We start from the raw sequence: 21,770 nt of genomic DNA, 5'->3' as shown, positions 1-21,770 counted from the left end.
TGAGAAGTGAGTAGTTAGATGCTGTTCCAGCGCTACTGCTTTTCAATCAGAGACTTTTGCAAGCCAAACAGCATTTTCTGCAATTCGGTGAGTTCGATGGAAATGGTATTGAGACTTTCGGCCGAGATATAACCAAATGAGTTGGCGAGCAGCAACTGGGTTTCCAGTTCGTATGCCGACCCATTGGCTATTGCCAGAAACTGCCGGAATTCGAGCTTTGAGTTCCGGCCGGCGCCTTCCGCAATGTTGGAGGGCATTGAAACTGCCGCCCGCCGCATCTGTGAAACTAAACCGTACCGCTCATTATCGGGAAAACCCTCGCAGAGCTTATAGGTAAGCTTCGTAATGCTCATTGCCTTCTGCCACACCTTTAGCTCTTTATATTGGTGCATGGCACGAAAGTCTCAATACTCAATACCAACCACTCAATACTAGTTACGCAACGGCTTGCCAGTCGTGAGGATGCTCTGAATACGCTCCAGTGTTTTCCGCTCGCCGGTGAGGCTCAGGAAGGCTTCGCGCTCCAGGTCCAGCAGGTACTGCTCCGATACTTCAGTCGGCGCACTCAGGTCGCCGCCGCACATGATGAAGGCCAGCTTGTTGGCAATCTTCACGTCGTGGTCGGAGATGTAGTTGCCCTGGCGCATGGCGTGTACGCCGGTCATGAACATGCCTAGCGCCCCTTTGCCGTGCACCTTGATGTTGGTTTTCTGCACCGGCTGGGTGTAGCCGGCATCAGCCAGCTCAATGGCGGCCGCCTTGGCCTGAGCAATCACGCGGTTGGAATTCACCACTACTTCGTCGCCGGGGCGCATGAAGCCCAGGTCGAAGGCTTCGGCAGCCGAGGTGGACACCTTGGCCGTGCTCACCGTCATGAACGTGTTGCGGAGCAGGTTGTATTCGGGCTCACCTTCCTCGTATTTGAGGGCGGTGCGCAGGGTCATTTCCTTGGTGCCGCCACCGGCCGGAATCAGGCCCACGCCGAATTCCACGAGGCCCATATATGTTTCGGCCGCCGCCACTACGCGGTCGGCGTGTAGGTTCAGTTCGCAGCCACCGCCCAGGGCCAAGCCGTGGGGCGCGCTTACCACCGGAATGCTGCTGTAGCGCATCCGCATCATGGCCTGCTGGAACTGGGCAATCATCAGGTTCAACTCGTCATACTCCTGGTCGAGGGCGAACATGTACACGAGGCCCAAGTTGGCGCCAGCCGAGAAGTTCGGCGCGTCGTTGCCCACCACGAGGCCGCGGAAGTCCTTTTCGGCCAGCTCCACGCCCTTCAGCAAACCCTGAATTACGTCGGAACCCAGCGCGTTCATCTTGCTGTGGAACTCCACGTTCAGGATACCGTCGCCGAGGTCAAGCACCGAAGCACCGGCGTTCTTCCAGAGCACTTTGCCGGTAGCGCGCAGGTTGTCGAGGATGATGAAGTTCTCGACGCCCGGAATGGCCTGATAGCTCTTGCTATCGATGTCGTAGAACTGCTTTACGCCCGCCTCATTCACCTTATAAAAGGTTTCGTGGCCGGCGGCCAGCATTTCCTCTACCCAGGGCGCTACCGTTTTTCCTTCGGCCTTGGCCAGTTCCAAGCCCTTCTGCACGCCTAAAGCATCCCAGGTTTCAAAGGGGCCCATGTCCCAGCCGAAGCCGGCGCGCAGAGCGTCGTCAATCTTGTAGAGGGCATCGGTGATTTCGGGAATCCGGTTGCTCACATAGGCAAACAGGCCCGCGAAGGTTTTGCGGTAAAAGTCACCGGCCTTATCCTTGCCAGCTACCAGTACCTTGAAACGGTCGGCCAGCTTCTCGATGGGCTTGGTGCTTTCGAGAGTCGCAAACTTGATTTTCTGGCTGGCTTTGTACTCGAGCGTGTTCAGGTCGAGGGCCAGAATGGCGGTTTTGCCCTTGTCGTCCTTGGTTTTCTTGTAGAAGCCCTGGCCGGTTTTGTCGCCCAGCCACTTGTTCTCGCCCATCTTTTTCAGATAGTCGGGTAGCGCAAATACGGCTTTGGCTTCGTCGTTGGGCAGGTTCTGGGCGAGGCCGTTGGCCACGTTCATCAGTGTATCGAGGCCCACCACATCGGAAGTCCGGAAGGTGGCCGACTTGGCGTGGCCGATAACCGGACCGGTCAGCTTGTCCACTTCCTCCACCGACAAACCCAGTTCCTGCATCACCTGGAGCACATCCATGATGGCAAACACGCCCACGCGGTTGGCAATGAACGCGGGCGTATCCTTGGCCAAAACGGTGGTTTTGCCCAGGTATAGGTCGCCGTAATGCATCAGAAAATCCACCACATCCTTGTCTGTGTCGGGGGTTGGGATGATTTCGAGTAGCTTCAGGTAGCGGGGCGGGTTGAAGAAGTGCGTACCGCAGAAGTGCTTCTTGAAATCGTCGGAGCGGCCTTCGGTCATCATATGAATCGGGATGCCCGAGGTGTTGCTCGTAATCAGGGTGCCGGGCTTGCGGAACTGCTCCACGCGCTCGAACAGGCTCTGCTTGATGTCGAGCCGTTCCACCACTACCTCAATCGTCCAGTCGCAGCCGGCAATATCCTTGAGGTTATCATCGAAGTTGCCGGTTTTGATGCGGCTCACGTCGGCCTTGCGGTAGAGCGGCGAAGGGTTGGCCTTCACGGTAGCCTCCAGGGCGCTGTTCACGAGGCGGTTCTTCACGGCCGGCGAGTCGAGCTTGAGGCCCTTAGCCTCCTCAGCGGGTAGCAGCTCCTTCGGCGCAATGTCGAGTAGCAGCACCTGCACGCCGATGTTGGCGAAGTGGCACGCAATGCGCGAGCCCATCACCCCGGAGCCCAGTACGGCTACTTTCTTGATGGTACGATTCATAGTGGTGGGTAGTGGTTAGTTTTTAGTTGTCAGGATTTAGTTGTCAGTTGTTAGTGCTTGGATGATTTGCATGCGACCGGCCTCACTTTCACAAGGGAAACCACTAACAGCTAAGCACTGACAACTGACAACTAAAAAAGCCCCGTCACGTAGCCGATGACTCGGCGGAGCGCAGGGGCTTCAGCTTGAAATTATCGTAGAGCGTTTTGCCCTCAATCATGCCGGTAATCTGGCCCACGACGCGGAAAAACACATCCAACTCGCTCTGCGGGATTTCCTCGCGCACCTTCAGATTGAAGTGCCGCACGGTCTGGCGCGAGATTTCCTTGTTGCGCAGGCCATCCTCGGTCAGGAAAATGCGCACCGAACGTTTGTCCTGGGTGTCGGCCTGTTTATAAATCAGGCCTTTATCCTCCATTGAGCGCAGAATACGCGTCAGGGAGCGGGTTTCGAGGCCCAACAGGGGCGCAATTTTGGTAGCGGGCGTGCCGTTTTCCTGGTCGATGTTCAGCAGCACAAAACCGATGCTGGTGGTAATATCGTGCTTGGCCGCCTGCGTATTGTACATGCGCGAAATGGCGTGCCAGGCAACCTTGATATTATAATCGACGGTTTCTTCGGGGGTCATGGGAGAGTGTCGCAAGTCCGGTAAACATACGGAAAATATGTTATGCTTGCATACTATGTTGCCCGAAAAAAGTTTTGGCCTCAGCCTTCACCTATACAAAGGCTAGAGCCGGGGCCAAACCTGAAAAGGCTTTCTATCTAAGGCATTATAAACGACAGAACTGGCGAGCGAACGGGATTCAGATTTGAAATAATTGCTGAAGTAATACCGTTGCTGCCATCTGTAATTCCGGGATATGTGGTGTGGAAAACTGGAGCACCGTAAGCTACGACATACACGGTGCTACCACTCACAAAGCCCCGCCCCTTTAAACCACCAATTGAAATCCATAATTGGGTTCGGTTAGTCCCGCTTGCTGCACTTGCATAAGACGCCACTATGTGATCTGTATTACTCACGTTGGCCTTATTTGATATATACATCATGTAGCTGAATCCGTTGGGATAAAGAGCTGGATTGTAAGCTACTTGCAGTGTGTAGGGAATGCTATTGGGTAGTGGTGTGGGGCCCGTCAGGGTGAAGCTGGTTATGCTGGTAGTAGCCGGCTTTCCCATTTGCACGGTGCGTTCAGCTGTTGGGCGCTGGGCGTCGAGTACGATGGCACTGGCCAGGGAGGTACCCAGGTCGCCGCGCGTGAAGGTCGCGTCGTACGTGCCGAGTGGCAGGTTCCTGAATTCGAACTTGCCCGTGGCGTCGGTAGTGGCGGTAAGGGAGGTGGGAATTCCCTTCAGTGAAACCGTTATGCCTGCCGCTGACTCGAGGCGGCCAGTTTCATCTTGCGCCGTAACTATGCCGGAAATAGCGCCGGGTGACAATGGGGCCGGGTCGGCATCAGGGCGGCAGCTAGCCAGTAAGCTGCCGGCCGCTACAGTGGCAGCCAGTATAAAAGGGCGTAGAGAAAGGTGCATACAACAAAGTAGTAAGTGGATAAGGTTCTGACTGACCGGCAAAAGGTATGCCCGAAACGTACGTCCCGGGCATAATCCTTTCGTCAGAATGCAGACCCGCCACGGCGGCCGTTGGCGCTTAGTTCAGCACTGAACCGCCTATTGGTATAGGCCCTCAATAATGCTTTGGTTGTTGGTGGTAATAGCTTTGCGCTTTACCTTCATGGTGGGCGTCATCTCGCCCGACTCTACGGTCCAGAGCTCAGGCAGCAGCACAATTTTCTTCACCTGCTCCCACTTGGCGAACCCCTCGTTGTACTTGTGCACCAGATCCTCGTACATCTTCACCACCTTCTCGTTCTTCACCAGCTCGGCAGGCCCACCATCGGAGGACACGTTGTTACGCTTACACCAGCCTTTCAGGTCGTCGAAAGAGGGCACAACGAGGGCCGAAGCAAACTTCTGCCCGTCGCCAACCACCATGCACTGCTCGATGAGCGGCGACTCTTTCATCTTGCCTTCCAGCACCTGCGGGGCAATGTATTTGCCACCTGAGGTCTTAAACATCTCCTTCTTGCGGTCGGTGATTTTGAGGAACTTGCCGTCCACCATCTCGCCAATGTCGCCGGTATGAAACCAGCCGTCGGCGTCGAATTCCTTGGCCGTCAGCTCGGGCTGGTTGTAGTAGCCTTTCATTACCGATTCCGACTTGGTCAGAATCTCGCCGTCGGCGGCAATCTTGACCTCTGTATTATCGATGATGGGGCCCACGGTGCCGATCATGTTGTTTTCGGGGTCGTAGCCGCCCACGGCAATAACGGGCGAGGTTTCGGTGAGGCCGTATCCCTCCATCACGGGGATGCCGGCCGACCAGAACACGCGGGCCAGGCGGGGCTGCAGGGCCCCGCCGCCGCTCACAATGCAGCGCAGATTGCCACCCAGCGCCTCACGCCACTTATTGAAGATGAGCTTATTGGCCAGCTTGAGCTGGGTGTTGTACAGGAAGCCGTGGTCCTGCTGGTTGTCGTACTTGAGGCCGAGGTTGAGGGCCCAGAAGAACATATTTTTCTTCACGCCTTCCAAGGCATGGCCCTTGGCCACAATCTTGTCGTACACCTTCTCCAGCAAGCGGGGCACGGTGGTGAAGATTTCAGGCTTCACCTCACGTAGGTTGTCGGCAATGGTTTCCATGCTCTCGGCGTAGTAGATGCTTACGCCATTGATGAGGTAGAGGTGGGTAACCATACGCTCGAAAATGTGGCAGAGCGGCAGGAAGCTCAGGGCCTTATCGTTCTGGGTTACCGGCACAAACCGCTGGGAGTTACGGCAGTTACTGAGGATGTTGTTGTGGGTCAGCATTACGCCTTTGGGCTTGCCAGTGGTACCCGAGGTGTAGATGAGCGTGAGCAGGTCGTCGGGCTGCACAGCGGCTTTGAGTGGCTCCAGGTCGGCGGGGTTGCCTTTCTGGCCCATTCCAAGCAGTTCGTCGAAGTGGCGCGCACCATCGAGCTTATCGAAGCTGAACACGTTTTCAGCTGGCACATCGAGGCCTTCAATGGCCTCGGTCACCTTGTCGAGCAGCTTCTGGTCGGACACCAGCACGGCCTTCACCCCGGCATCGGCGAAAATGAACTTGTAGTCTTCGGTGGTGATGGTGGGGTACATAGGCACGCTCACGGCCCCGAGTTGGGCAATAGCGAAGTCGGCAATCATCCACTCAGGCCGGTTCAGCGAAATCAGGGCCACTTTATCATCCTTGCCGATACCGAGCGCACGCAGGCCCAAGCTGGCTTCGTTCACCTGCCGCACCACTTCGTCGGTACTCATGGGCTGGTAGCGGCCATCTATTTTGGCAGCCAGACAGTCGGCTTTATTGTACTTCTGCTGCAGACGGGGCAGAATATCGAACGTGCGGCTAATTTCCATGGGCAACAAACTGTGCGAGGATGGGAGTGGAAGAGAGAAAGGCAAGTGCAAAGCGGCAGCGCGTTGGCTCCGACCAGGGTATAAGGCACCTTAAATAACTGCTTTTTTTCTGTAAACCTCCGCCATACGGGCCTAAAAACCACACGGCGCGTGGCAGGCTTTTGCGTAGCTTTGTCCAACGTCCCTTCCGCGCCCGATGAATCTGGCTATCTTTTTCGATCCGCTGCCCGAAGAGCTTGTGCCGGCCGGTGCGCCGGCTACCGTGCTGGCCGGGGCCCTGTCGGCTTTTACCGGTGGCACCTTCCCCGATTGGCGCGCCGCCGACCTGGCCCTGATTGGCCTAGATGAGTGGCGCGGCAGTGCGGCCGGCGAACCAGCCGGCCACGGCGCCAACGCCGTGCGCCGCCAGCTTTACCAGCTACAGAAAGGCAGTAGCCCCTGCCGCTTGGCCGATTTGGGCAACCTGCGCCCCGGCCTTACCCTCGAAGACAGCTACCAGCGGCTGCGCGAAATTATTGCCGCCCTGCTCGAACAAGGTACCGTAGCCATCCTGCTGGGCGGCTCTCACGACCTCGATTACGGCCAGTTTCTGGCTTACGAAACCCTAGAGCGCGCCGTGAGCTTCGCCACCGTGGACGCCCGCGTGGATATGGCCGAGCCCGATACCAGTGCCGCGCCCGAAGACACGCACCTGCGCCGCATGCTGCTGCACGCGCCCAGCTTCCTGTTCAACTTCGCCCAACTGGCCCACCAGCAGTACTTGGTGGCTCCCGATGTGCTGGCGGCCCTCGAAAAGCTGCACTTCGAGACTCTGCGCGTAGGCCAGATCCGCGACGATATCCGGCAGGCCGAGCCGCTGCTGCGCCAGGCCGATTTCGTGAGCTTCGATATGGCCGCCGTGCGCTGGCAAGATGCGCCGGGCTACCAGCCGGCCAACCCGTTCGGCCTCACCAACGAGGAGGCCGCCAAGCTGGCCTGGTACGCCGGCTGCAACGACCAACTCACGTCGTTCGGCCTCTACGGCTACCGCCCCGATAACGACCCGCACGGGCTGGCCGCTATGGTACAGGCCACTATGCTGTGGTATTTTGTGGAAGGCTACTATTACCGCCGCCGCGAAACCGACTTCCGCGGGCCCACCTTCCTACGCTACGCCGCCGGTCTGCACGGCCCCGCCCGTTATGCCCCGTCGCACCCCGGCGGGCCTACCGACGAGGAGGAAGAAGATGGCCCCGACCGTATCGTGTTCTATAAGTCGCGCCAGACGGACCGCTGGTGGATGGAAGTGGTGAACCTGACCGGCAACGCCCGCCGCATTGTGCCCTGCAGCTACCAGGACTACCTGCGCGCTGCCCAGGGCGACGTGCCCCACCGTTGGATTCTTACGCAGGCCTTGCTGGGGTAAGTTGGGGTTGAGAATCAAAAGTTAAAAATGGATAGCTCAGAAGCCGATTTTGAACCGATTACAGGTAATGGACAGCCGGTATCGGATCAGCCCTTTTACTCCCGCGGGCAACTGGCTTTGCGCAATGGGCAGGACCGCGACGAAATCTGGGTGGCCTTCCAGGGGCTGATTTACGATGTGAGCCGCTCGCGCCTGTGGAAGCGCGGCAACCACTACGAGCACTGGGCCGGGCAGGATCTAACGGCCGAAATGGCTCAGGCACCTCACTTACCCACCGTTTTCGACCGGTTTCCGGTGATTGGCCGGTTGGCATAGGTGGTGGACTAGCGCCGCGCCACAAGGCAACTTCGCGCCGCTTCTGTAGTATTGCTTATTCCTCCTATCCCTCTGCCCGATGACGACCGAAAGCCCCTCCGAATTCAACCACCTCGAAACGCTGCCCACCGCCGAGTTGCTGGCCAGCATGAACCAACTCGACCAAACGGTACCGCAGGCCGTGGCCCGCGCCCTGCCGCAACTGGAGGCCTTGGTAGAAGCTACCGTGGCCCGGCTGGCGGCGGGCGGGCGGCTATTTTACATCGGAGCGGGCACCAGCGGCCGACTTGGGGTGCTCGATGCCTCGGAGTGCCCGCCTACGTTTGGCGTGCCCCATGGCGTGGTTATCGGCCTTATTGCGGGCGGCGACACGGCTATCCGCAAAGCGGTTGAAAACGCGGAGGACGACGCCGAGCAGGCCTGGCAGGACTTGCAGGCCTATGACATCACCGCCAAGGACATTGTGGTGGGCATTGCCGCCTCAGGCCGCACGCCCTACGTGATTGGCGGACTGGAGCAGGCCCGGCAGCACGGGCTGGCCACCGGCTGCATCGTGTGCAACGCCGGTTCGGCGGTGGCGGCGGCGGCTGAGTTTCCGGTGGAAGTGGTAACCGGCCCTGAGTTTGTGACGGGCAGCACCCGCCTCAAAGCTGGCACCGGCCAGAAGCTGGCTCTCAACATGCTTACTACGGCCACTTTTATTCGGCTGGGTCGCGTGAAGGGCAACAAAATGGTGGATATGCAGCTCAGCAACGCCAAACTCGTGGACCGCGGCGAGCGGATGCTGATGGAGGAGTTGGGCCTGGAGCAATCCAAAGCCGCTGAGCTGCTGGAGCTGCACGGCTCGGTGCGGGCGGCGCTGGCGGCGTATAGCGGGCATTGATATGCCCCTATCCAGTCGAGCAATCAGGATATCAACTTGGGTTCTAATTCTAATTCAGTTTGGCCTATACGCGCTGCTAATCCATAGCGGTGAAGGGCTGTTAACAATGATGGGATCAGTGCCCTTCACTGGCTCGATTGGGTTTTTACTACTTATCGCGGCTGTTCTGGCCGTTCGGCGGAGACTTTGGCTAACTGCAGTCTTAGCATTGCTGATGGCGATACCAGGATTGTTGTTCACGGTAGTGCGAGTATGGCTGGGTCTGTATTGAGTTACTAGATATACTTAGCCTCTCGAACAAAACCAAGGGCAGGCACTGTTCTAACGACTCTGCAAGCTGAAGCTATTCCCTATGCACACCATTGAGCCCCACTACGCTTGGCTGGACCAGTACTCAGCCTCCGAGGACCCGCTCTCGCCGCTGCACGAAGCCGAAAACAGCCTCGATTCCTACGTCAACACCATCTACGGTTACTACATCCATCCGCAGTGGGACAGCCTGGGGTCGGACACGCTGTTTCTGAAGATTCTGTTCGTGGATTATGAGCTAGGCGCGGCCATTATCGAGTTCATCGGCGAGTGGAACGACGCCATTGAGAACGACGTGATGGAACTCAAGCGCAACATCATCGACCTGATGACGCACGAGGGCATCCGCAAATTCATCCTAATCGGCGAAAACGTGTTCAATTTCCACGGCTCAGAGGATGACTACTACGAGGAGTGGTTTGAGGACGTGGAAGACGGCTGGATTGCGGCCGTGAACTTCCAGGAGCACGTGAGCCGCGAAATGCGCCAGTACAATATCGACTCCTACCTCAACTTTGGCGGCCAACTCGACGACCTGCCCTGGCGCACCTACCCGCCGAGCAAGCTGTTTGCAGTAGTTGATGGCCTATTGCAGCGCCGGCTGGGCTAAAGAACGATGTAGGGGCGGGGCTTGTCCCCACCCGCCATCCGCACCCTTTCAGCCATTTAGGCCAGCGACGAGAAGGACGGGCGGGGACAAGCCCCGCCTCTACGCAACAGCACAAAAAAAGAGGCCTCCTGCGAGCAGGAGGCCTCTTTTTTACATCCGATGAAGGATGCAGGAGTAATTACTGAGCAGGCGTGGCAGCAGGAGCCGTAGCGTCCATGTTATCAGCCGAGTTCTCCATAGCGTCAGCCTTGGCATCAGCCGAGTCACGTACCATGTCAGCCTTCTCTTCCATAGCGTCAGCCTTCATTTCGCCGGCCTCTTCTACGTTGTCAGCAGCGTTTTCCATGTTGTCTTCGGTCTTGCTGTCGCACGAAGCGAACGAGAACGAAACAGCAGCCAGGGCGAGGAACAGTACTTTTTTCATGATGGGGGTTGTTGAAATTTAAAAAGTCAATTTGAGCAAATCAGCCCGGAAATTCCGGCTGATTTGGGTCTTTATACCCGAACTGCTGCCAGGTAACCCACCGGAGCGAAAAAAGACCATTCTTTTTTTCGCTCCGGCGCTAACCTATTGAACACCGGGCTATAGAGCCGTTTATTTTTTGCGGAACACAATGCCGATGGGCACGCCCGAAAAGTCGAAATGCTCGCGCATCCGGTTTTCGAGGTAGCGCGAATAGCTTTCCTTCACGTACTGCGGCAGGTTGCAGAAGAAGGCGAATACCGGGTTGTGCGTCGGCAGTTGGGTGGCGTACTTGATGCGCACCATTTTGCCCTTCTGGATGGGTGGCGGGTACTTCTCGATTTCCTTGAGCATCACCTCATTCAGCTCGGAAGTCGAAATTTTGCGGCGCTTGTTGTTGTACACCTCAATGGCCGTTTCGATGGCTTTGTGCACGCGCTGCTTGGTGAGCACCGAGGTAAAAATGACGGGCGGGTACGCAATGGGCGCAATCTTCTCCATGATTTTCGCCTCGAACTCCTTGGCCGTGTTGGTTTCCTTGTTCTCAATCAGGTCCCACTTGTTCACCAGAATCACGATGCCCTTGCGGTTCTTATCGGCCAGGCCGATGATGTTCACGTCCTGCGACTCGATACCGCGGGTGGCATCCAGCATCACCACGCACACGTCGGCCTCTTCCAGGGCCCGCAGCGAGCGAAGCACCGAGTAGAATTCCACGTCTTCGTGCACCTTGGTTTTGCGGCGCAGACCGGCCGTATCCACCAGCATGAACTCGTTGCCGAAAGCGTTGTAGCGGGCCTGGATGGAGTCGCGGGTGGTGCCGGCAATGTCCGTGACGATGCTGCGGTCGGTGCCCAGCAGCAGGTTCACGAACGATGACTTGCCCACGTTGGGGCGGCCCACAATGGCAATTTTAGGAATACCCAAATCGGGCTCCTCTACGCCTTCATCTTCGAAGTGGCTCACTACAGCATCGAGCAGGTCGCCGGTGCCCGAGCCGCTGGCCGAGGAGATGGGGTAGATTTCGCCGTCGCCCACGCCCAGGGCGTAGAACTCGCCGGCCGAGTGGATGCGGTTGTTGGTATCGGCCTTGTTGGCGACGATGTAGATGGGCTTTTTGCCCTGGTAGCGGCGCAGCACGCTGGCAAACTCCTCGTCGAGGCTGTGTACGCCGGCAATGGTGTCGACCATAAACAGCACCACGTCGGCTTCGTCAATAGCCAGCTTTACCTGCTTGTTGATTTCGCCCTCGAAGATGTCGTCGGAGTTGTGCACATAGCCACCGGTGTCGATGACGGTGTAGTACTTGCCCGTCCAGTCGCCGTAGCCGTAGTGCCGGTCGCGGGTGACGCCGCTCTCGTCGTCCATGATGGCTTTGCGCTGACCGACGAGGCGGTTGAAAAGGGTCGATTTGCCCACATTGGGGCGCCCGACAATGGCAATGGTGTTCTTCATATGTCTGACTCCAGCCGCCGGCCCGACCAAGTTCGGCAGTGCCCGGAGTAGTTAAGTGAGTGTGTGAGTGGTCGGGGGGGTATTGATGTTTAATTTAGAACGTCATGCTGAGCGAAGTGGAGCGGAGTCGAAGCATCTCTACCGCAATACTATTCCTGACAAATAAGTCAGCATTATAACGAAGCGGTAGAGATGCTTCGACTACGGCTGCGCCTTCGCTCAGCATGACACCGTTCTTTTCACCTTTGGCTGTACCCGAACCGGTTTAATGCCTTCGGGTCGGTGCGCCAGTTTTCGTCGACTTTGACGTAGGTTTCGAGGAAGACTTTCTTCTGGAAAAATTTCTCCATTTCCTCGCGGGCCCAAGTGCCTACTTTTTTGAGGGCCGCGCCCTGCTGGCCGATGATAATGCCTTTCTGGCTGGCGCGCTCTACATAAATCACGGCCCGGATACGGATGATGTCTTCGTCTTCCTTGAACTCCTCAATGCCTACTTCGCAGCTGTAGGGCACCTCTTTTTTGTATAGCTTGAAGATTTTCTCCCGAATCATTTCGGCCGCGAAAAACCGCTCGGGCTTGTCGGTTAGCTCGTCTTTGGGGTAGTAGGGCGGGTGCACGGGCAAGTAGCCCAGCACCAAATCAAGTAGTTCGCCGGTGCCGAACTTTTCGAGGGCCGAAATGGGTAGCACCCGGGCCGCGTTGGGCAGGTGCTCGCGCCAGTACTCTACCTTGGCCTCCACCTCGGCCTGGTCGGCCTGGTCTATCTTGTTGACCAGCAGGAGAATGGGCGTGTCCACCATTTTGCGCAGGCGCTCCACTACCGGCTCCTCGTCGTGCTTCTCGTAGATATCAGTCACGAATAGTACCACATCAGCATCCTCCAATGACGAGTACACGAACGACATCATGGCGTTATGCAGCTCGTATTTAGGCTGAATAATGCCCGGCGTATCGGAATACACCAGTTGAAAATCGTCGCCGTTGAGGATACCCAGAATACGATGGCGCGTGGTCTGGGCTTTGCTGGTTACAATGCTCAGCCGCTCACCCATCAGGGCGTTCATGAGCGTAGACTTGCCCACGTTGGGCTTGCCGATAATGCTCACAAAGCCAGCACGGTGCGGAGTAGGTTCGGTAGTCATTTCAGATGCTGAAATTTGGGGTGCAAAGGTAGCTCTTTTATAAGCTGTTAGCTAATAGCCGCTAGCTATTAGCTTTTTTGTGGTCGGATTGAAGATAACCGGCCAACTTTGCGGTTACATAGCCAGTCAACAGCCCCGCATCAGTCCTGCACTGGCAGTTCCACCGAAAAAAAGCTAACAGCTAGCAGCTGTCAGCTAATAGCTCAACAACTATGTCTGCTTCCAACCAAGGCCGCATTGGCGTGCTGCTCGTCAACCTCGGTACGCCCGACTCGCCCAAAACGCCCGACGTGCGGCGCTACCTCAACGAATTCCTGACCGATGGCCGCGTGGTGGATATGCCGGCCGCTATCCGTTACCCGCTGTTCCGGGGGCTGGTGGTGCCGCTGCGGGCGCCCAAGTCGGCCAAAATCTACCAGCAGCTCTGGACTGAGCGCGGCTCTCCCCTGCTCTTTCACGGCCTTGATCTGCAGAAAAAAGTACAGGAGCAGTTGGGTTCTGACTACCTGGTGGCCTTTGGGATGCGCTACCAGAATCCGAGTATCGAAAGTGCCCTGCAGGAACTGCGCGACGCGGCTGTAAGCCGGATCATTGTGCTACCCCTGTTTCCACAGTATGCGTCGGCCAGCACCGGCTCGGTGCAGGAAAAGGTGATGGACCTAGTAAGCAAGTGGTGGATTGTGCCCAACATCAGCTTCATCAGCAATTTCGTGGATGAGCCCGGCTTTATCGAAACCTTTGCCATGCTGGGCAAGGCCGAAATGGCCAAGCACGACTACGACCATATTGTATTCAGCTACCACGGTATTCCCGAGCGGCATGTACTGAAAGGCAGTCACAAAGGGTATTGCAAGCTGGGTAACTGCTGCAACTCGTACAACAAAAACAACCGCTACTGCTACCGCGCGCAGTGCTTCGAAACCTCGCGCCAGCTGGGCAAGGCGCTGGGCCTCACGCCCGAGCAGTACACCACCACCTTCCAGAGCCGCCTGCAAAGCCGCCTCCGCGACCCGTGGTTGCAACCCTACACCGACGAGGTAATTAAGGAGTACCCCGCCAAAGGCATCCACAACGTGCTGGCCTTTTCTCCCGCATTTGTGGCCGACTGCCTCGAAACCACGATTGAAGTGGGCGAAGAGTTCAAAGAGCTATTCGAGGAGGCCGGCGGCAAGCACTGGCAGCTCGTGCCCAGCCTCAACTCCGAGCCCATGTGGGTGGAAGCCGTAGCCGGCATGATTCGTCGGAATTAGGACTGGTTTTTAAACAAGCTAGCACGTCATTCAGAGCGCAGCGAAGAATCCCGCTTGCCAAAGTAATCCTGACATAAGGGGTTACTTTGGCAAGCGAGATTCTTCGCTGCGCTCTGAATGACGTGCTGCTTTGAGTACTTCCTTCTACTTCAACCGGCGGCGCTGGTAAAACGTGGTCGCATCGTAGCTGGGCTGGTTGTAGAAATCGGGCTCGGTGGAAGCTTCGGGCAGGCCCAGGCTGAGGGCGCGGAGCATGGTCTGCTCGTACTCGCGGGTTATCTGAATTTCGTTGTAGGGCGGGTACTGGGCCACCGACTCGTAGGTGAGCGAGGGCACGAACACGTTGTCGGCTTCCTCATCGAGGGCGGCTGCCCCAATGGGCAGCAGGATATGGTTGTCGCGGGCGCCTAGGCCCAGGCTATCGTCGAGTTGCAGGTCGAGGTAGCGCACTTTCAGCGCATCCACATCTACAATCAGCTCGAACACCTGGCCAAACTGGCGGCCGTCGGCCCCGCGCACGGCCCAGCCGCGCACATCGGGGTTGTCGTCGGCTACCTCGAACTCGGTCAGGTCGCGCAGGCGGCGCAGGTGCAGGCCCTGGGCCGAAGGAATCGGGTCAGAAGGGGTTTCCATATAAATTGGCATTGGAATCAGGAGAGAATAAAACGCGACCTAGCGCCCCACTGGCGGCGCATTGAAAGCCCGCAACAGCTTGGTAGCCCGCTCGAAATAGCTGCGTAGCGCCTGCTGCTCCTCAGGCGTAGCGGCCTGGCCGCTCAGGTCGGTGGCTTGGGCATTGAGGCGCTGGGCTTCTTCCTGCAGTTCGGGGTAGCCCTGCTGCTGAATGGCCTGCATCAGATTGGAAGCGGCCACCAGCCCGGGGCGCAGACGGGCAGCCGGCTCATCGAGGCGGGCGGTGGCGCTGGTCAGGTCGTCGCGGCGGGTCTGGATTTCGGGTGTGCGCAGGTCGTCACGGTCTACCAGGCCCACCAACGACGACGCGAGCAGACGCAGGGCCTCGCGGCCGTAGCCGGGCTGGGCCGCGTCGCCGGCCACAAAAGCCGCCAGCACCTCGGGCGTAACCGGGGCGGTAGCCGTCATATCGTTGGCAACGTCGGCAACTGGTCGGGGGCCGGTTTCGGCGCCCACGAGCGTATCGGCGGGCACGAGTGGGGTTTCGGCGGGCGGTGGCGGGGGTGGCGGCGGCGTAGTGCGGGTAGCGTTTATTTCGGCTCTGAACAGAAACCAGGCGCCTAAGCCCACTACGGCCAGCACTACCAGCAGCAGCAGCCAGGGGCTGGGCGTGTTTTTCTTGCGTTGAATATGGATGTCGGCCATGGGGGAAGAGGTATGTCGTGCGCTAGCCTTACGCTGTCTGAGCCGATTATGATTCGGCTAAAGCGACGGCCAAACGCAACGAGCCAGCGCAAGAACGCTATATTCAGCTTTTCGCTTGCTTCTCCCCCATGCGTACTGCCCCTTTTATAGCCGAACTCCGCAACCGGGGCCTGCTGACGCCCGAACAGGCCGTTGCTATCGAAACCGACGAACAGACCCGGCCTTTCTCGCTGCATTACGAAGTTCGCACGTTGCTGTACTTAGGCATTACACTGCTCAGCGGCGGGTTGGGCGTGCTTATCTATGAGCACCTCGATGAGTTGGGGCACGGTGTGGTGGTTGCCGTGGTGGCGCTGCTGATGGCAGCCTGTTTCGCCTATGCTGCCCGCCACCGCCAGCCTTTCAGCTGGGGCCTAGTGGCTGGCTCCAGCCTGCTGGCCGACTATCTGCTGCTACTCGGCTGCCTGTTGTTTCTGGTGCTCGAAGGTTATTTGCAGGCTCAGTACACGCTGTTTGGTACCCGTTACGGCTTGGCGCTGGCACTACCGGCCGGGCTGTTCTTCTACCTCGCCTACCGCTTCGACCACCGCGGTGTGCTGTCGATGGCCATTACGGCCCTGGCCGCCTGGGTGGGCCTGAGCGTGGAGCCGCTGGCCGTGTTTAAGAACGAGTTCCTGACTGGTTCGGTAAGCCGGGCGGCCATAACGCTGGGGGCGCTGCTGCTGCTGGTCGGCTGGCTAAGCGAAACCCGTCGCCGCAAGGCCCATTTTGCCTACACCTACCTGCTGCTGGGCGGCAACCTGCTGCTGGGCGCGGCTACTGCCGCCATGTTCACCGAAGTGCTACAGCCGCTACCCCTGCTGGTCTTGCTGATTCTGGCTGTGAGTGCGGGGCTTTTCTGGTATGGCCGACGGGCGCACTCGCATGTATTCCTGCTGCTGGGCGCGGCCTACGGCTACGTGGCCTTCACTTACGGGTTGGTGCGGCTGCTCTCGGCCACGGGCCTGGATATAGTTCTTGCGCTGGGCCTCTACTACTTCATCGGCTCCACGGTAGCCGCCGTGTGGTTTCTCACGCACCTCAAACGCCTGGCTGGCACCGACGCTCATGAACAAGGCCTATAACCCGGTCTGGGCCCGCAACGAGGCCCTGCAGGCCGCCGCCCACCGCTGGAACCGCCGGGGCCTGCTGCCGCTGCCCCAACTGCAGGCCATCCGCGAAGCGTACCCGCTCGGCTACTACCGGCCCAATATCTACCTGCGGATTCTGCTGTTTCTGCTCACGGTACTGGGCTACGTGGCCGCGGCAGGCATCATTGCTGTGTCGGCCTACGAGCTATTCGATGCAGTTGTGCCGTGGGAAGAACAGGCCAAGATTGGCGTGGTGGCCCTGTTGGCCGCTTTTGCCGGACAATTTGTGCTGTATGGCACCATCAAATCGTCACGCACCTACCGGGCCGGCTCCGATCAGGCACTCCTCTACTTCAGCCTAGGCTTTGCGGGCACCGCGCTGTACTGCTTCGTACTGGCGCTGTTTCCACTCAGCATCGACTTATTTGCGCTGGCTTCGCCTTACCTGGCCCTATGGCTGGTGCCGGTGCTGGCCCTGCTACTGTGGGCCACTGCCCGCTTCGGCGACGCGCTGGTGGCGGCCCTGGCCTATGTGGTGGCATTGCTGCTGCTGGCCAATGCCCTGCTGCAGTTTGGAGCCGGCCGGCTGCTGCTGCCCTTTGCCATAATGGCGCTGGCGGCGGGGCTTTATCGGCTGGTGTGCTATCTGGCCGCACGCTCCGACTACTGGTATTACCGTACCTGTTTCATGGCGCTCGAAGTGCTGGCGCTGGCTACTTTTTACCTGGGCGGCAACTACCTCATCGTGCGGGAGGGCAACGCGGCCATTGGGGGACTGCTGGTTTCCGCACCAATTCCATTTGCACCCGTCTTTTACCTGCTCACGGCCCTCATCCCGCTGTTCTACCTCTATTATGGCCTGCGCCGGTACCGCCGCGTCTGGGTGCTCACGGGGCTGGCGACATTGGCGTTTTCGGGCTATACACTACGCTTTTACCATTCGGTGCTACCGCCAGCGTTGGCCAGCGCCCTACTTGGCGCGGCGCTTATCGGCCTGATGGCCGCTGCTTTGCGCTACCTGCGCACGCCCCGACACGGCCTCACTACCGCTCCCGACAACGAGGCTGGCGAGCGGCCCGGTCTCAACCTCGAAGCCCTCATCGTGGCCCAGACCGCCCACGCCCCACAGGCTCCCGAACCCGGCCTGCAGTTTGGGGGAGGCCAAAGCGGCGGTGGCGGCGCGCAGGGGCAGTACTGAGCTAGTGGAGTGCGCCGTGCGCCAGCCGGACTATTGCGCGGTGCACCGCTTTATTAGCTGATTACCTCACTTTTGCGGTACATCCGGGCCAGCTGCTCCACAGCGTAGTCCACTTCCTCCTCGGTGTTGTATTTGCTCATCGAGAAGCGAATAGTACCGCGGGCCGGGTCGCAGCCCAGCGCACTGAGCACATGCGAGCCGGCATTGGCCCCGCTGGTACACGCCGACCCGCCCGACACAGCTACCCGGTTGATATCGAGGTTGAACAGCAGCATCTCGTTGAACTCGGAAGGCGGCAGGCTCACGCTCAGCACCGTGTACAGGCTCTGGTCGGCCTCAGCCGAAGTTCCGTTGAATTCCACTCCCTCTATTTCGGCCCGCAGCTTGGCAATAAACCGGTCTTTGAGGCCCTGGATGTGGCGCTGATGCTCGGCCATGTCGCGGTAGGCTATTTCCAACGCCTTGGCAAGTCCCACAATGCCGTACACGTTTTCGGTGCCGGCACGCTGGTTGCGCTCCTGCGAGCCGCCCTGAATCAGCGCGTCTACCGTCTGGCCCGCGCGGCGGTACAGGAAGCCTACCCCTTTCGGGCCGTGAAATTTGTGAGCCGAGCCCACCAGAAAGTCTACCGGCAGCTGTTGCACATCGTGCTTGTAATGGCCCATGGTCTGCACCGTGTCGGTGTGGAATACGGCCTGATGGCGGGCGCAGATTTCGCCGATGGCGGCTAAATCGTTGAGGTTGCCGATTTCATTGTTGGCGTGCATCAAACTCACAAACGTGCGCGGGTTGGTAGCAAGCAGCTCTTCCAGATGAGCTAGGTCGAAGCGGCCGTTTGCGTCGTGGCGTAGGTAGCTCAGCTGTATCTCGCCGCTTTTTTCCAGCGCCTGCATGGTGTGCAGCACTGCGTGGTGCTCCAGTTTCGAGGTGATGCCGTGCTTCAGCCCCAGCGGGCGCACGGTACCGAAGGCGGCGTAGTTGTCGGCCTCGGTGCCGCCCGAGGTAAAAATTATTTCAGCGGGGGAGGCGTTAATCAGGTGGGCAACCGTTTTGCGGGCGTTTTCGATGGCGGCGCGCACCTGCCGGCCGGGGCCATGAATGCTGCTGGGGTTGCCGTAATGATTCTGCAGAAACGGCAGCATGGCGTCCAGCACTTCGGGGTCCAGCGGGGTAGTAGCGGCGTTATCGAAATACACGTTCATGGGCGAAACATAAAGGCAGTAAAAACCAGCCGGGCAGATCGGCCAGTCGAAGACAGCCGCAAAAATAGCGGATTCGCGGCTGCCACCGAACAGCCCGACCCAACTTCTGGCCCAACGCCCTGGACAATCGGACGCAAAAACCGGCCGGCCGCCAGCCCTATTGGGTTGGCAGCCGGCCGGTTTTTTGGTGGCCACGTCACTGAGCAGCGGGTTAGCGACTGATGATTTCCTTGATGTCGCCGATGATTTTGTTGGCCAGATGGTCGGCCGTGGCGTTGGACTCCGATTCGGCGTAGATGCGGATAATCGGCTCGGTGTTCGACTTGCGCAGGTGTACCCACTCCTTATCGAACTCGATTTTCACGCCGTCAATGGTATTCACGGGCTGGCCGGCGTAGCGCCGCTCCATCTGGATCAGCACCTGGTCGGTATCGATTTCGGGGGTCAGCTCAATCTTGTTCTTCGAGATAAAATAGTTCGGGTAGGATGCCCGCAGGCGGGTCATGGGTAACCCAAACTTGGCCAGATGGCTCAGAAACAGCGCAATGCCCACCAGCGAATCGCGGCCATAGTGCAGCTCGGGGTAGATGATGCCGCCGTTGCCCTCGCCGCCGATAACGGCCTGGGTTTCCTTCATCTTGTTCACCACGTTCACCTCGCCCACCGCCGAAGCCGCGTACTGGCCGCCGTGCTTTTCGGTTACGTCGCGCAGGGCACGGGTGCTGCTCAGGTTGCTCACTGTGTTGCCACCGCCCAGCTGGCCCAGCACGTAATCGGCCACCGCTACCAGCGTGTACTCCTCGCCGAACATGCTGCCGTCCTCGTTTACCAAGGCCAGCCGGTCTACATCGGGGTCTACTACAATGCCCAGATCAAACGAGCCTTTTTCCATCAGCCGGGCTATGTCGCGCAGGTTTTCGGGCAGTGGCTCGGGGTTGTGAGCGAAGTCGCCGGTGGGCTCGCAGAATAGCTTTTCAACAGTGGTTACGCCCAGCTGCTCCAGCAGCATCGGCACGGCAAAGCCCCCGCAGGAGTTCACCGCATCCACCACTACCCGGAAGTTTTTGGCCTGAATGGCCGCTTTATCAACCAACGGCAAGGCCAGAATGGCGTCGATGTGAGTTTGCAGGAAGGTGTCGTCGGTGGTGTAGGTGCCCAGCTTGGTAACGGGGGCAAAGTCGAAGGCCTCCGAGTCGCCCAGCGCCAGCACCTGCTGGCCGTCAACGTCCGAAATAAACTCGCCTTTGTCATTGAGCAGCTTCAGCGCGTTCCACTGCTTGGGGTTGTGCGAGGCCGTGAGGATGATGCCGCCGCCCGCGTTTTTGGCCGGCACGGCCATTTCGACGGTAGGCGTGGTGCTCAGGCCTAAGTCGATGACATGGATGCCCAGGCCCTGCAATGTAGCGGCCACCAGCCGGCTCACCATATCGCCCGAAAGACGCGCGTCGCGGCCAATAACGATGGTGTTGTTTTGCGTCTGCTCCAGCACCCAGGTGCCGAAGGCCGCCGCGTATTTCACCACGTCGATGGGCGTGAGGCCCTCGCCGGCCGCGCCGCCAATAGTACCCCGGATGCCGGAAATAGATTTGATAAGAGCCACGGAAAGTGCTGCTGAAGGTAGAAGGGGCAAAATGGCCCGTAAGCGGCCGCAAAAGTAACGAGCCGCCGCTGCTTTCCCTACGTAAGCGGCTACCTCTTCGGCCGAAGCCGCTGGCATCCCAGTCCGGCCACTTCAGCCCAATGCCTACCCGCTTTGTATATTTGGCCTGATGCAAAACGCCACCCTCAACCGCCGAACTGAACAGTTGGCCGCTCTCGGCCGCCTGCTCGACGTGCTCGACCGCCTGCGCGCCGAGTGCCCCTGGGACCGAAAACAAACCCTCGAAAGCCTGCGCCACCTCACTATTGAGGAAACCTACGAGCTTAGCGACGCCATCATCCGCAACGATTTACCCGACCTCAAAAAGGAGCTCGGCGACGTGATGCTGCACCTGCTGTTTTACGCCAAAATTGCCAGCGAGCAGGGTGCTTTCGATGTTGCCGACGTGCTCAATGCGCAGTGCGAAAAGCTCATTTTCCGCCACCCCCACATCTACGGCAACGTGCAGGCCGAAACCGAGGACGAAGTAAAACGCAACTGGGAGCAGTTAAAATTGCGCGAGAAAGGCAACACTTCGGTGCTGGGCGGCGTACCCGCTTCTCTGCCGGCCCTCGTTAAGGCGATGCGCATTCAGGAAAAAGCCCGTGGTGCGGGTTTCGACTGGGAGCAGCCCGAGCAGGTGTGGCAGAAAGTGCAGGAGGAGCTGGCTGAGTTCGGGGAGGAGTTTTCCCATACCCCCGCCGACGCTCCTGCCGATGCCGCCCGTGCCGAGCGGGCCGCCGCCGAGTTTGGCGACCTACTGTTCTCGCTTATCAATTTCGCGCGCCATGCCGGCATTAACCCCGAGGAAGCACTGGAACGGACCAACCGTAAATTCATTCAGCGTTTTCAGTACCTTGAAACGCAATCGGCCCGTCAGGGGCATCAATTAAGCGACTTAACCTTGGCGCAGATGGACGTGTATTGGGAAGAAGCGAAGCGTTTGGCAGGCCAGCAAAGCGTCTGATTTTTTAGGACAAACCGCTTTTTTTTGCGGATTATGTCGGTTTAGCGCGTTTAAACACGATTTTCTTTTGGTAGCAGTCAGCTTTTTTAAGTAGGTTTGCCAAGGCTAACTTAGCTTTCCCATCCATTTCGCCGCCAAAGTCGTTGCCTGTTTCTTTCTCAGCAGTCAGTAACCATAACGCAA

20 protein-coding genes are annotated in these 21,770 nt (G+C 58.6%); 8 read left to right on the top strand and 12 right to left on the bottom strand.

Annotation, left to right across the window (positions count from 1 at the left end):
- Positions 1–32: 32 nt before the first annotated feature.
- The 5 genes from J7E24_RS08250 to J7E24_RS08230 form a co-directional block, all read right to left on the bottom strand.
- Positions 33–392: a four helix bundle protein gene (locus tag J7E24_RS08250; RefSeq protein WP_215137035.1), complete on the bottom strand. Its 360-nt coding sequence runs from the start codon at positions 390–392 to the stop codon at positions 33–35.
- Between the two features lie 39 nt (positions 393–431).
- Complete coding sequence (locus J7E24_RS08245) at positions 432–2,840, bottom strand: 3-hydroxyacyl-CoA dehydrogenase/enoyl-CoA hydratase family protein (protein WP_215137033.1); 2,409 nt, start codon at positions 2,838–2,840, stop codon at positions 432–434.
- Between the two features lie 145 nt (positions 2,841–2,985).
- Positions 2,986–3,468 carry a MarR family winged helix-turn-helix transcriptional regulator gene (locus J7E24_RS08240; RefSeq protein ID WP_215137031.1) on the bottom strand — a complete coding sequence of 161 codons (483 nt, stop codon included), beginning with the start codon at positions 3,466–3,468 and terminating at the stop codon, positions 2,986–2,988.
- A gap of 137 nt (positions 3,469–3,605) precedes the next feature.
- Positions 3,606–4,376, bottom strand: a complete 771-nt coding sequence (locus tag J7E24_RS08235; RefSeq protein ID WP_215137029.1) for a carboxypeptidase-like regulatory domain-containing protein — start codon at positions 4,374–4,376, stop codon at positions 3,606–3,608.
- Positions 4,377–4,514: 138 nt separating this feature from the next.
- Entirely contained in the window at positions 4,515–6,281 is a 1,767-nt protein-coding gene (locus tag J7E24_RS08230) for an AMP-dependent synthetase/ligase (RefSeq protein WP_215137027.1), read from the bottom strand.
- Between the two features lie 196 nt (positions 6,282–6,477).
- Here J7E24_RS08230 and J7E24_RS08225 point away from each other — a divergent pair, with 196 nt between their 5' ends.
- From J7E24_RS08225 to J7E24_RS08210, 4 genes are all read left to right on the top strand, one after another.
- Positions 6,478–7,686 carry a formimidoylglutamase gene (locus J7E24_RS08225; protein ID WP_215137025.1) on the top strand — a complete coding sequence of 403 codons (1,209 nt, stop codon included), beginning with the start codon at positions 6,478–6,480 and terminating at the stop codon, positions 7,684–7,686.
- A gap of 27 nt (positions 7,687–7,713) precedes the next feature.
- Positions 7,714–8,001, top strand: a complete 288-nt coding sequence (locus J7E24_RS08220; RefSeq protein WP_215137023.1) for a cytochrome b5 domain-containing protein — start codon at positions 7,714–7,716, stop codon at positions 7,999–8,001.
- A gap of 79 nt (positions 8,002–8,080) precedes the next feature.
- Positions 8,081–8,884, top strand: coding sequence for an N-acetylmuramic acid 6-phosphate etherase (murQ, locus tag J7E24_RS08215; RefSeq protein WP_215137021.1), 804 nt, complete (start codon positions 8,081–8,083; stop codon positions 8,882–8,884).
- A gap of 352 nt (positions 8,885–9,236) precedes the next feature.
- Positions 9,237–9,803, top strand: coding sequence for a hypothetical protein (locus tag J7E24_RS08210; RefSeq protein ID WP_215137019.1), 567 nt, complete (start codon positions 9,237–9,239; stop codon positions 9,801–9,803).
- 178 nt (positions 9,804–9,981) lie between these two features.
- Here the strand turns inward: J7E24_RS08210 and J7E24_RS08205 are convergent, their stop codons facing one another.
- From J7E24_RS08205 to era, 3 genes are all read right to left on the bottom strand, one after another.
- The gene (locus J7E24_RS08205; protein ID WP_215137017.1) at positions 9,982–10,227 is read right to left on the bottom strand and encodes a hypothetical protein; all 246 of its coding nucleotides are present in this window, start codon (positions 10,225–10,227) and stop codon (positions 9,982–9,984) included.
- A 171-nt stretch (positions 10,228–10,398) separates the two neighbouring features.
- Positions 10,399–11,721: a ribosome biogenesis GTPase Der gene (gene der, locus J7E24_RS08200; protein WP_215137015.1), complete on the bottom strand. Its 1,323-nt coding sequence runs from the start codon at positions 11,719–11,721 to the stop codon at positions 10,399–10,401.
- Between the two features lie 239 nt (positions 11,722–11,960).
- Positions 11,961–12,863 carry a GTPase Era gene (gene era / locus J7E24_RS08195; protein WP_215137013.1) on the bottom strand — a complete coding sequence of 301 codons (903 nt, stop codon included), beginning with the start codon at positions 12,861–12,863 and terminating at the stop codon, positions 11,961–11,963.
- A gap of 212 nt (positions 12,864–13,075) precedes the next feature.
- Here era and hemH point away from each other — a divergent pair, with 212 nt between their 5' ends.
- Complete coding sequence (gene hemH / locus J7E24_RS08190) at positions 13,076–14,113, top strand: ferrochelatase (RefSeq protein ID WP_215137011.1); 1,038 nt, start codon at positions 13,076–13,078, stop codon at positions 14,111–14,113.
- 144 nt (positions 14,114–14,257) lie between these two features.
- Here the strand turns inward: hemH and J7E24_RS08185 are convergent, their stop codons facing one another.
- Both J7E24_RS08185 and J7E24_RS08180 read right to left on the bottom strand, forming a co-directional pair.
- Positions 14,258–14,746: a PRC-barrel domain-containing protein gene (locus J7E24_RS08185; RefSeq protein WP_215137009.1), complete on the bottom strand. Its 489-nt coding sequence runs from the start codon at positions 14,744–14,746 to the stop codon at positions 14,258–14,260.
- A gap of 39 nt (positions 14,747–14,785) precedes the next feature.
- Positions 14,786–15,451: a hypothetical protein gene (locus J7E24_RS08180; RefSeq protein ID WP_215137007.1), complete on the bottom strand. Its 666-nt coding sequence runs from the start codon at positions 15,449–15,451 to the stop codon at positions 14,786–14,788.
- 128 nt (positions 15,452–15,579) lie between these two features.
- Here J7E24_RS08180 and J7E24_RS08175 point away from each other — a divergent pair, with 128 nt between their 5' ends.
- Positions 15,580–16,575, top strand: a complete 996-nt coding sequence (locus J7E24_RS08175; protein ID WP_215137005.1) for a DUF2157 domain-containing protein — start codon at positions 15,580–15,582, stop codon at positions 16,573–16,575.
- Entirely contained in the window at positions 16,559–17,779 is a 1,221-nt protein-coding gene (locus J7E24_RS08170; protein WP_215137003.1) for a hypothetical protein, read from the top strand. The genes J7E24_RS08175 and J7E24_RS08170 overlap by 17 nt, the downstream gene beginning before the upstream one ends.
- 53 nt (positions 17,780–17,832) lie before the next feature.
- Here J7E24_RS08170 and J7E24_RS08165 read toward each other — a convergent pair whose 3' ends face one another.
- Both J7E24_RS08165 and glmM read right to left on the bottom strand, forming a co-directional pair.
- On the bottom strand, positions 17,833–18,981 hold the full coding sequence (locus J7E24_RS08165; RefSeq protein ID WP_215137001.1) for a cysteine desulfurase family protein: 1,149 nt from the start codon (positions 18,979–18,981) through the stop codon (positions 17,833–17,835).
- Between the two features lie 211 nt (positions 18,982–19,192).
- Positions 19,193–20,581: a phosphoglucosamine mutase gene (gene glmM / locus J7E24_RS08160; protein WP_215136998.1), complete on the bottom strand. Its 1,389-nt coding sequence runs from the start codon at positions 20,579–20,581 to the stop codon at positions 19,193–19,195.
- 169 nt (positions 20,582–20,750) lie between these two features.
- On the opposite strand from glmM, the gene mazG reads away from it, so the two are divergent.
- Positions 20,751–21,587 carry a nucleoside triphosphate pyrophosphohydrolase gene (gene mazG, locus J7E24_RS08155; RefSeq protein ID WP_215136996.1) on the top strand — a complete coding sequence of 279 codons (837 nt, stop codon included), beginning with the start codon at positions 20,751–20,753 and terminating at the stop codon, positions 21,585–21,587.
- Positions 21,588–21,770 lie beyond the last annotated feature (183 nt).

Source organism: Hymenobacter sp. ISL-91 (assembly GCF_018613725.1).
Lineage (GTDB): Bacteria > Bacteroidota > Bacteroidia > Cytophagales > Hymenobacteraceae > Hymenobacter.
The sequence above is the reverse complement of the archived record's forward strand: the minus strand, read 5'-3'. Positions and strand labels throughout refer to the sequence as shown.

Bases quoted from the DNA above. Each gene is read 5' to 3' on its own strand.
- J7E24_RS08245 (WP_215137033.1), bottom strand. From the start codon at position 2,840: ATGAATCGTACCATCAAGAAAGTAGCCGTACTGGGCTCCGGGGTGATG.
- mazG (WP_215136996.1), top strand. From the start codon at position 20,751: ATGCAAAACGCCACCCTCAACCGCCGAACTGAACAGTTGGCCGCTCTC.
- J7E24_RS08205 (WP_215137017.1), bottom strand. From the start codon at position 10,227: ATGAAAAAAGTACTGTTCCTCGCCCTGGCTGCTGTTTCGTTCTCGTTC.
- J7E24_RS08210 (WP_215137019.1), top strand. From the start codon at position 9,237: ATGCACACCATTGAGCCCCACTACGCTTGGCTGGACCAGTACTCAGCC.
- J7E24_RS08220 (WP_215137023.1), top strand. From the start codon at position 7,714: ATGGATAGCTCAGAAGCCGATTTTGAACCGATTACAGGTAATGGACAG.
- era (WP_215137013.1), bottom strand. From the start codon at position 12,863: ATGACTACCGAACCTACTCCGCACCGTGCTGGCTTTGTGAGCATTATC.
- J7E24_RS08165 (WP_215137001.1), bottom strand. From the start codon at position 18,981: ATGAACGTGTATTTCGATAACGCCGCTACTACCCCGCTGGACCCCGAA.
- J7E24_RS08225 (WP_215137025.1), top strand. From the start codon at position 6,478: ATGAATCTGGCTATCTTTTTCGATCCGCTGCCCGAAGAGCTTGTGCCG.
- murQ (WP_215137021.1), top strand. From the start codon at position 8,081: ATGACGACCGAAAGCCCCTCCGAATTCAACCACCTCGAAACGCTGCCC.
- J7E24_RS08235 (WP_215137029.1), bottom strand. From the start codon at position 4,376: ATGCACCTTTCTCTACGCCCTTTTATACTGGCTGCCACTGTAGCGGCC.
- hemH (WP_215137011.1), top strand. From the start codon at position 13,076: ATGTCTGCTTCCAACCAAGGCCGCATTGGCGTGCTGCTCGTCAACCTC.
- J7E24_RS08180 (WP_215137007.1), bottom strand. From the start codon at position 15,451: ATGGCCGACATCCATATTCAACGCAAGAAAAACACGCCCAGCCCCTGG.
- der (WP_215137015.1), bottom strand. From the start codon at position 11,721: ATGAAGAACACCATTGCCATTGTCGGGCGCCCCAATGTGGGCAAATCG.
- J7E24_RS08185 (WP_215137009.1), bottom strand. From the start codon at position 14,746: ATGGAAACCCCTTCTGACCCGATTCCTTCGGCCCAGGGCCTGCACCTG.
- J7E24_RS08170 (WP_215137003.1), top strand. From the start codon at position 16,559: ATGAACAAGGCCTATAACCCGGTCTGGGCCCGCAACGAGGCCCTGCAG.
- J7E24_RS08250 (WP_215137035.1), bottom strand. From the start codon at position 392: ATGCACCAATATAAAGAGCTAAAGGTGTGGCAGAAGGCAATGAGCATT.
- J7E24_RS08230 (WP_215137027.1), bottom strand. From the start codon at position 6,281: ATGGAAATTAGCCGCACGTTCGATATTCTGCCCCGTCTGCAGCAGAAG.
- J7E24_RS08240 (WP_215137031.1), bottom strand. From the start codon at position 3,468: ATGACCCCCGAAGAAACCGTCGATTATAATATCAAGGTTGCCTGGCAC.
- J7E24_RS08175 (WP_215137005.1), top strand. From the start codon at position 15,580: ATGCGTACTGCCCCTTTTATAGCCGAACTCCGCAACCGGGGCCTGCTG.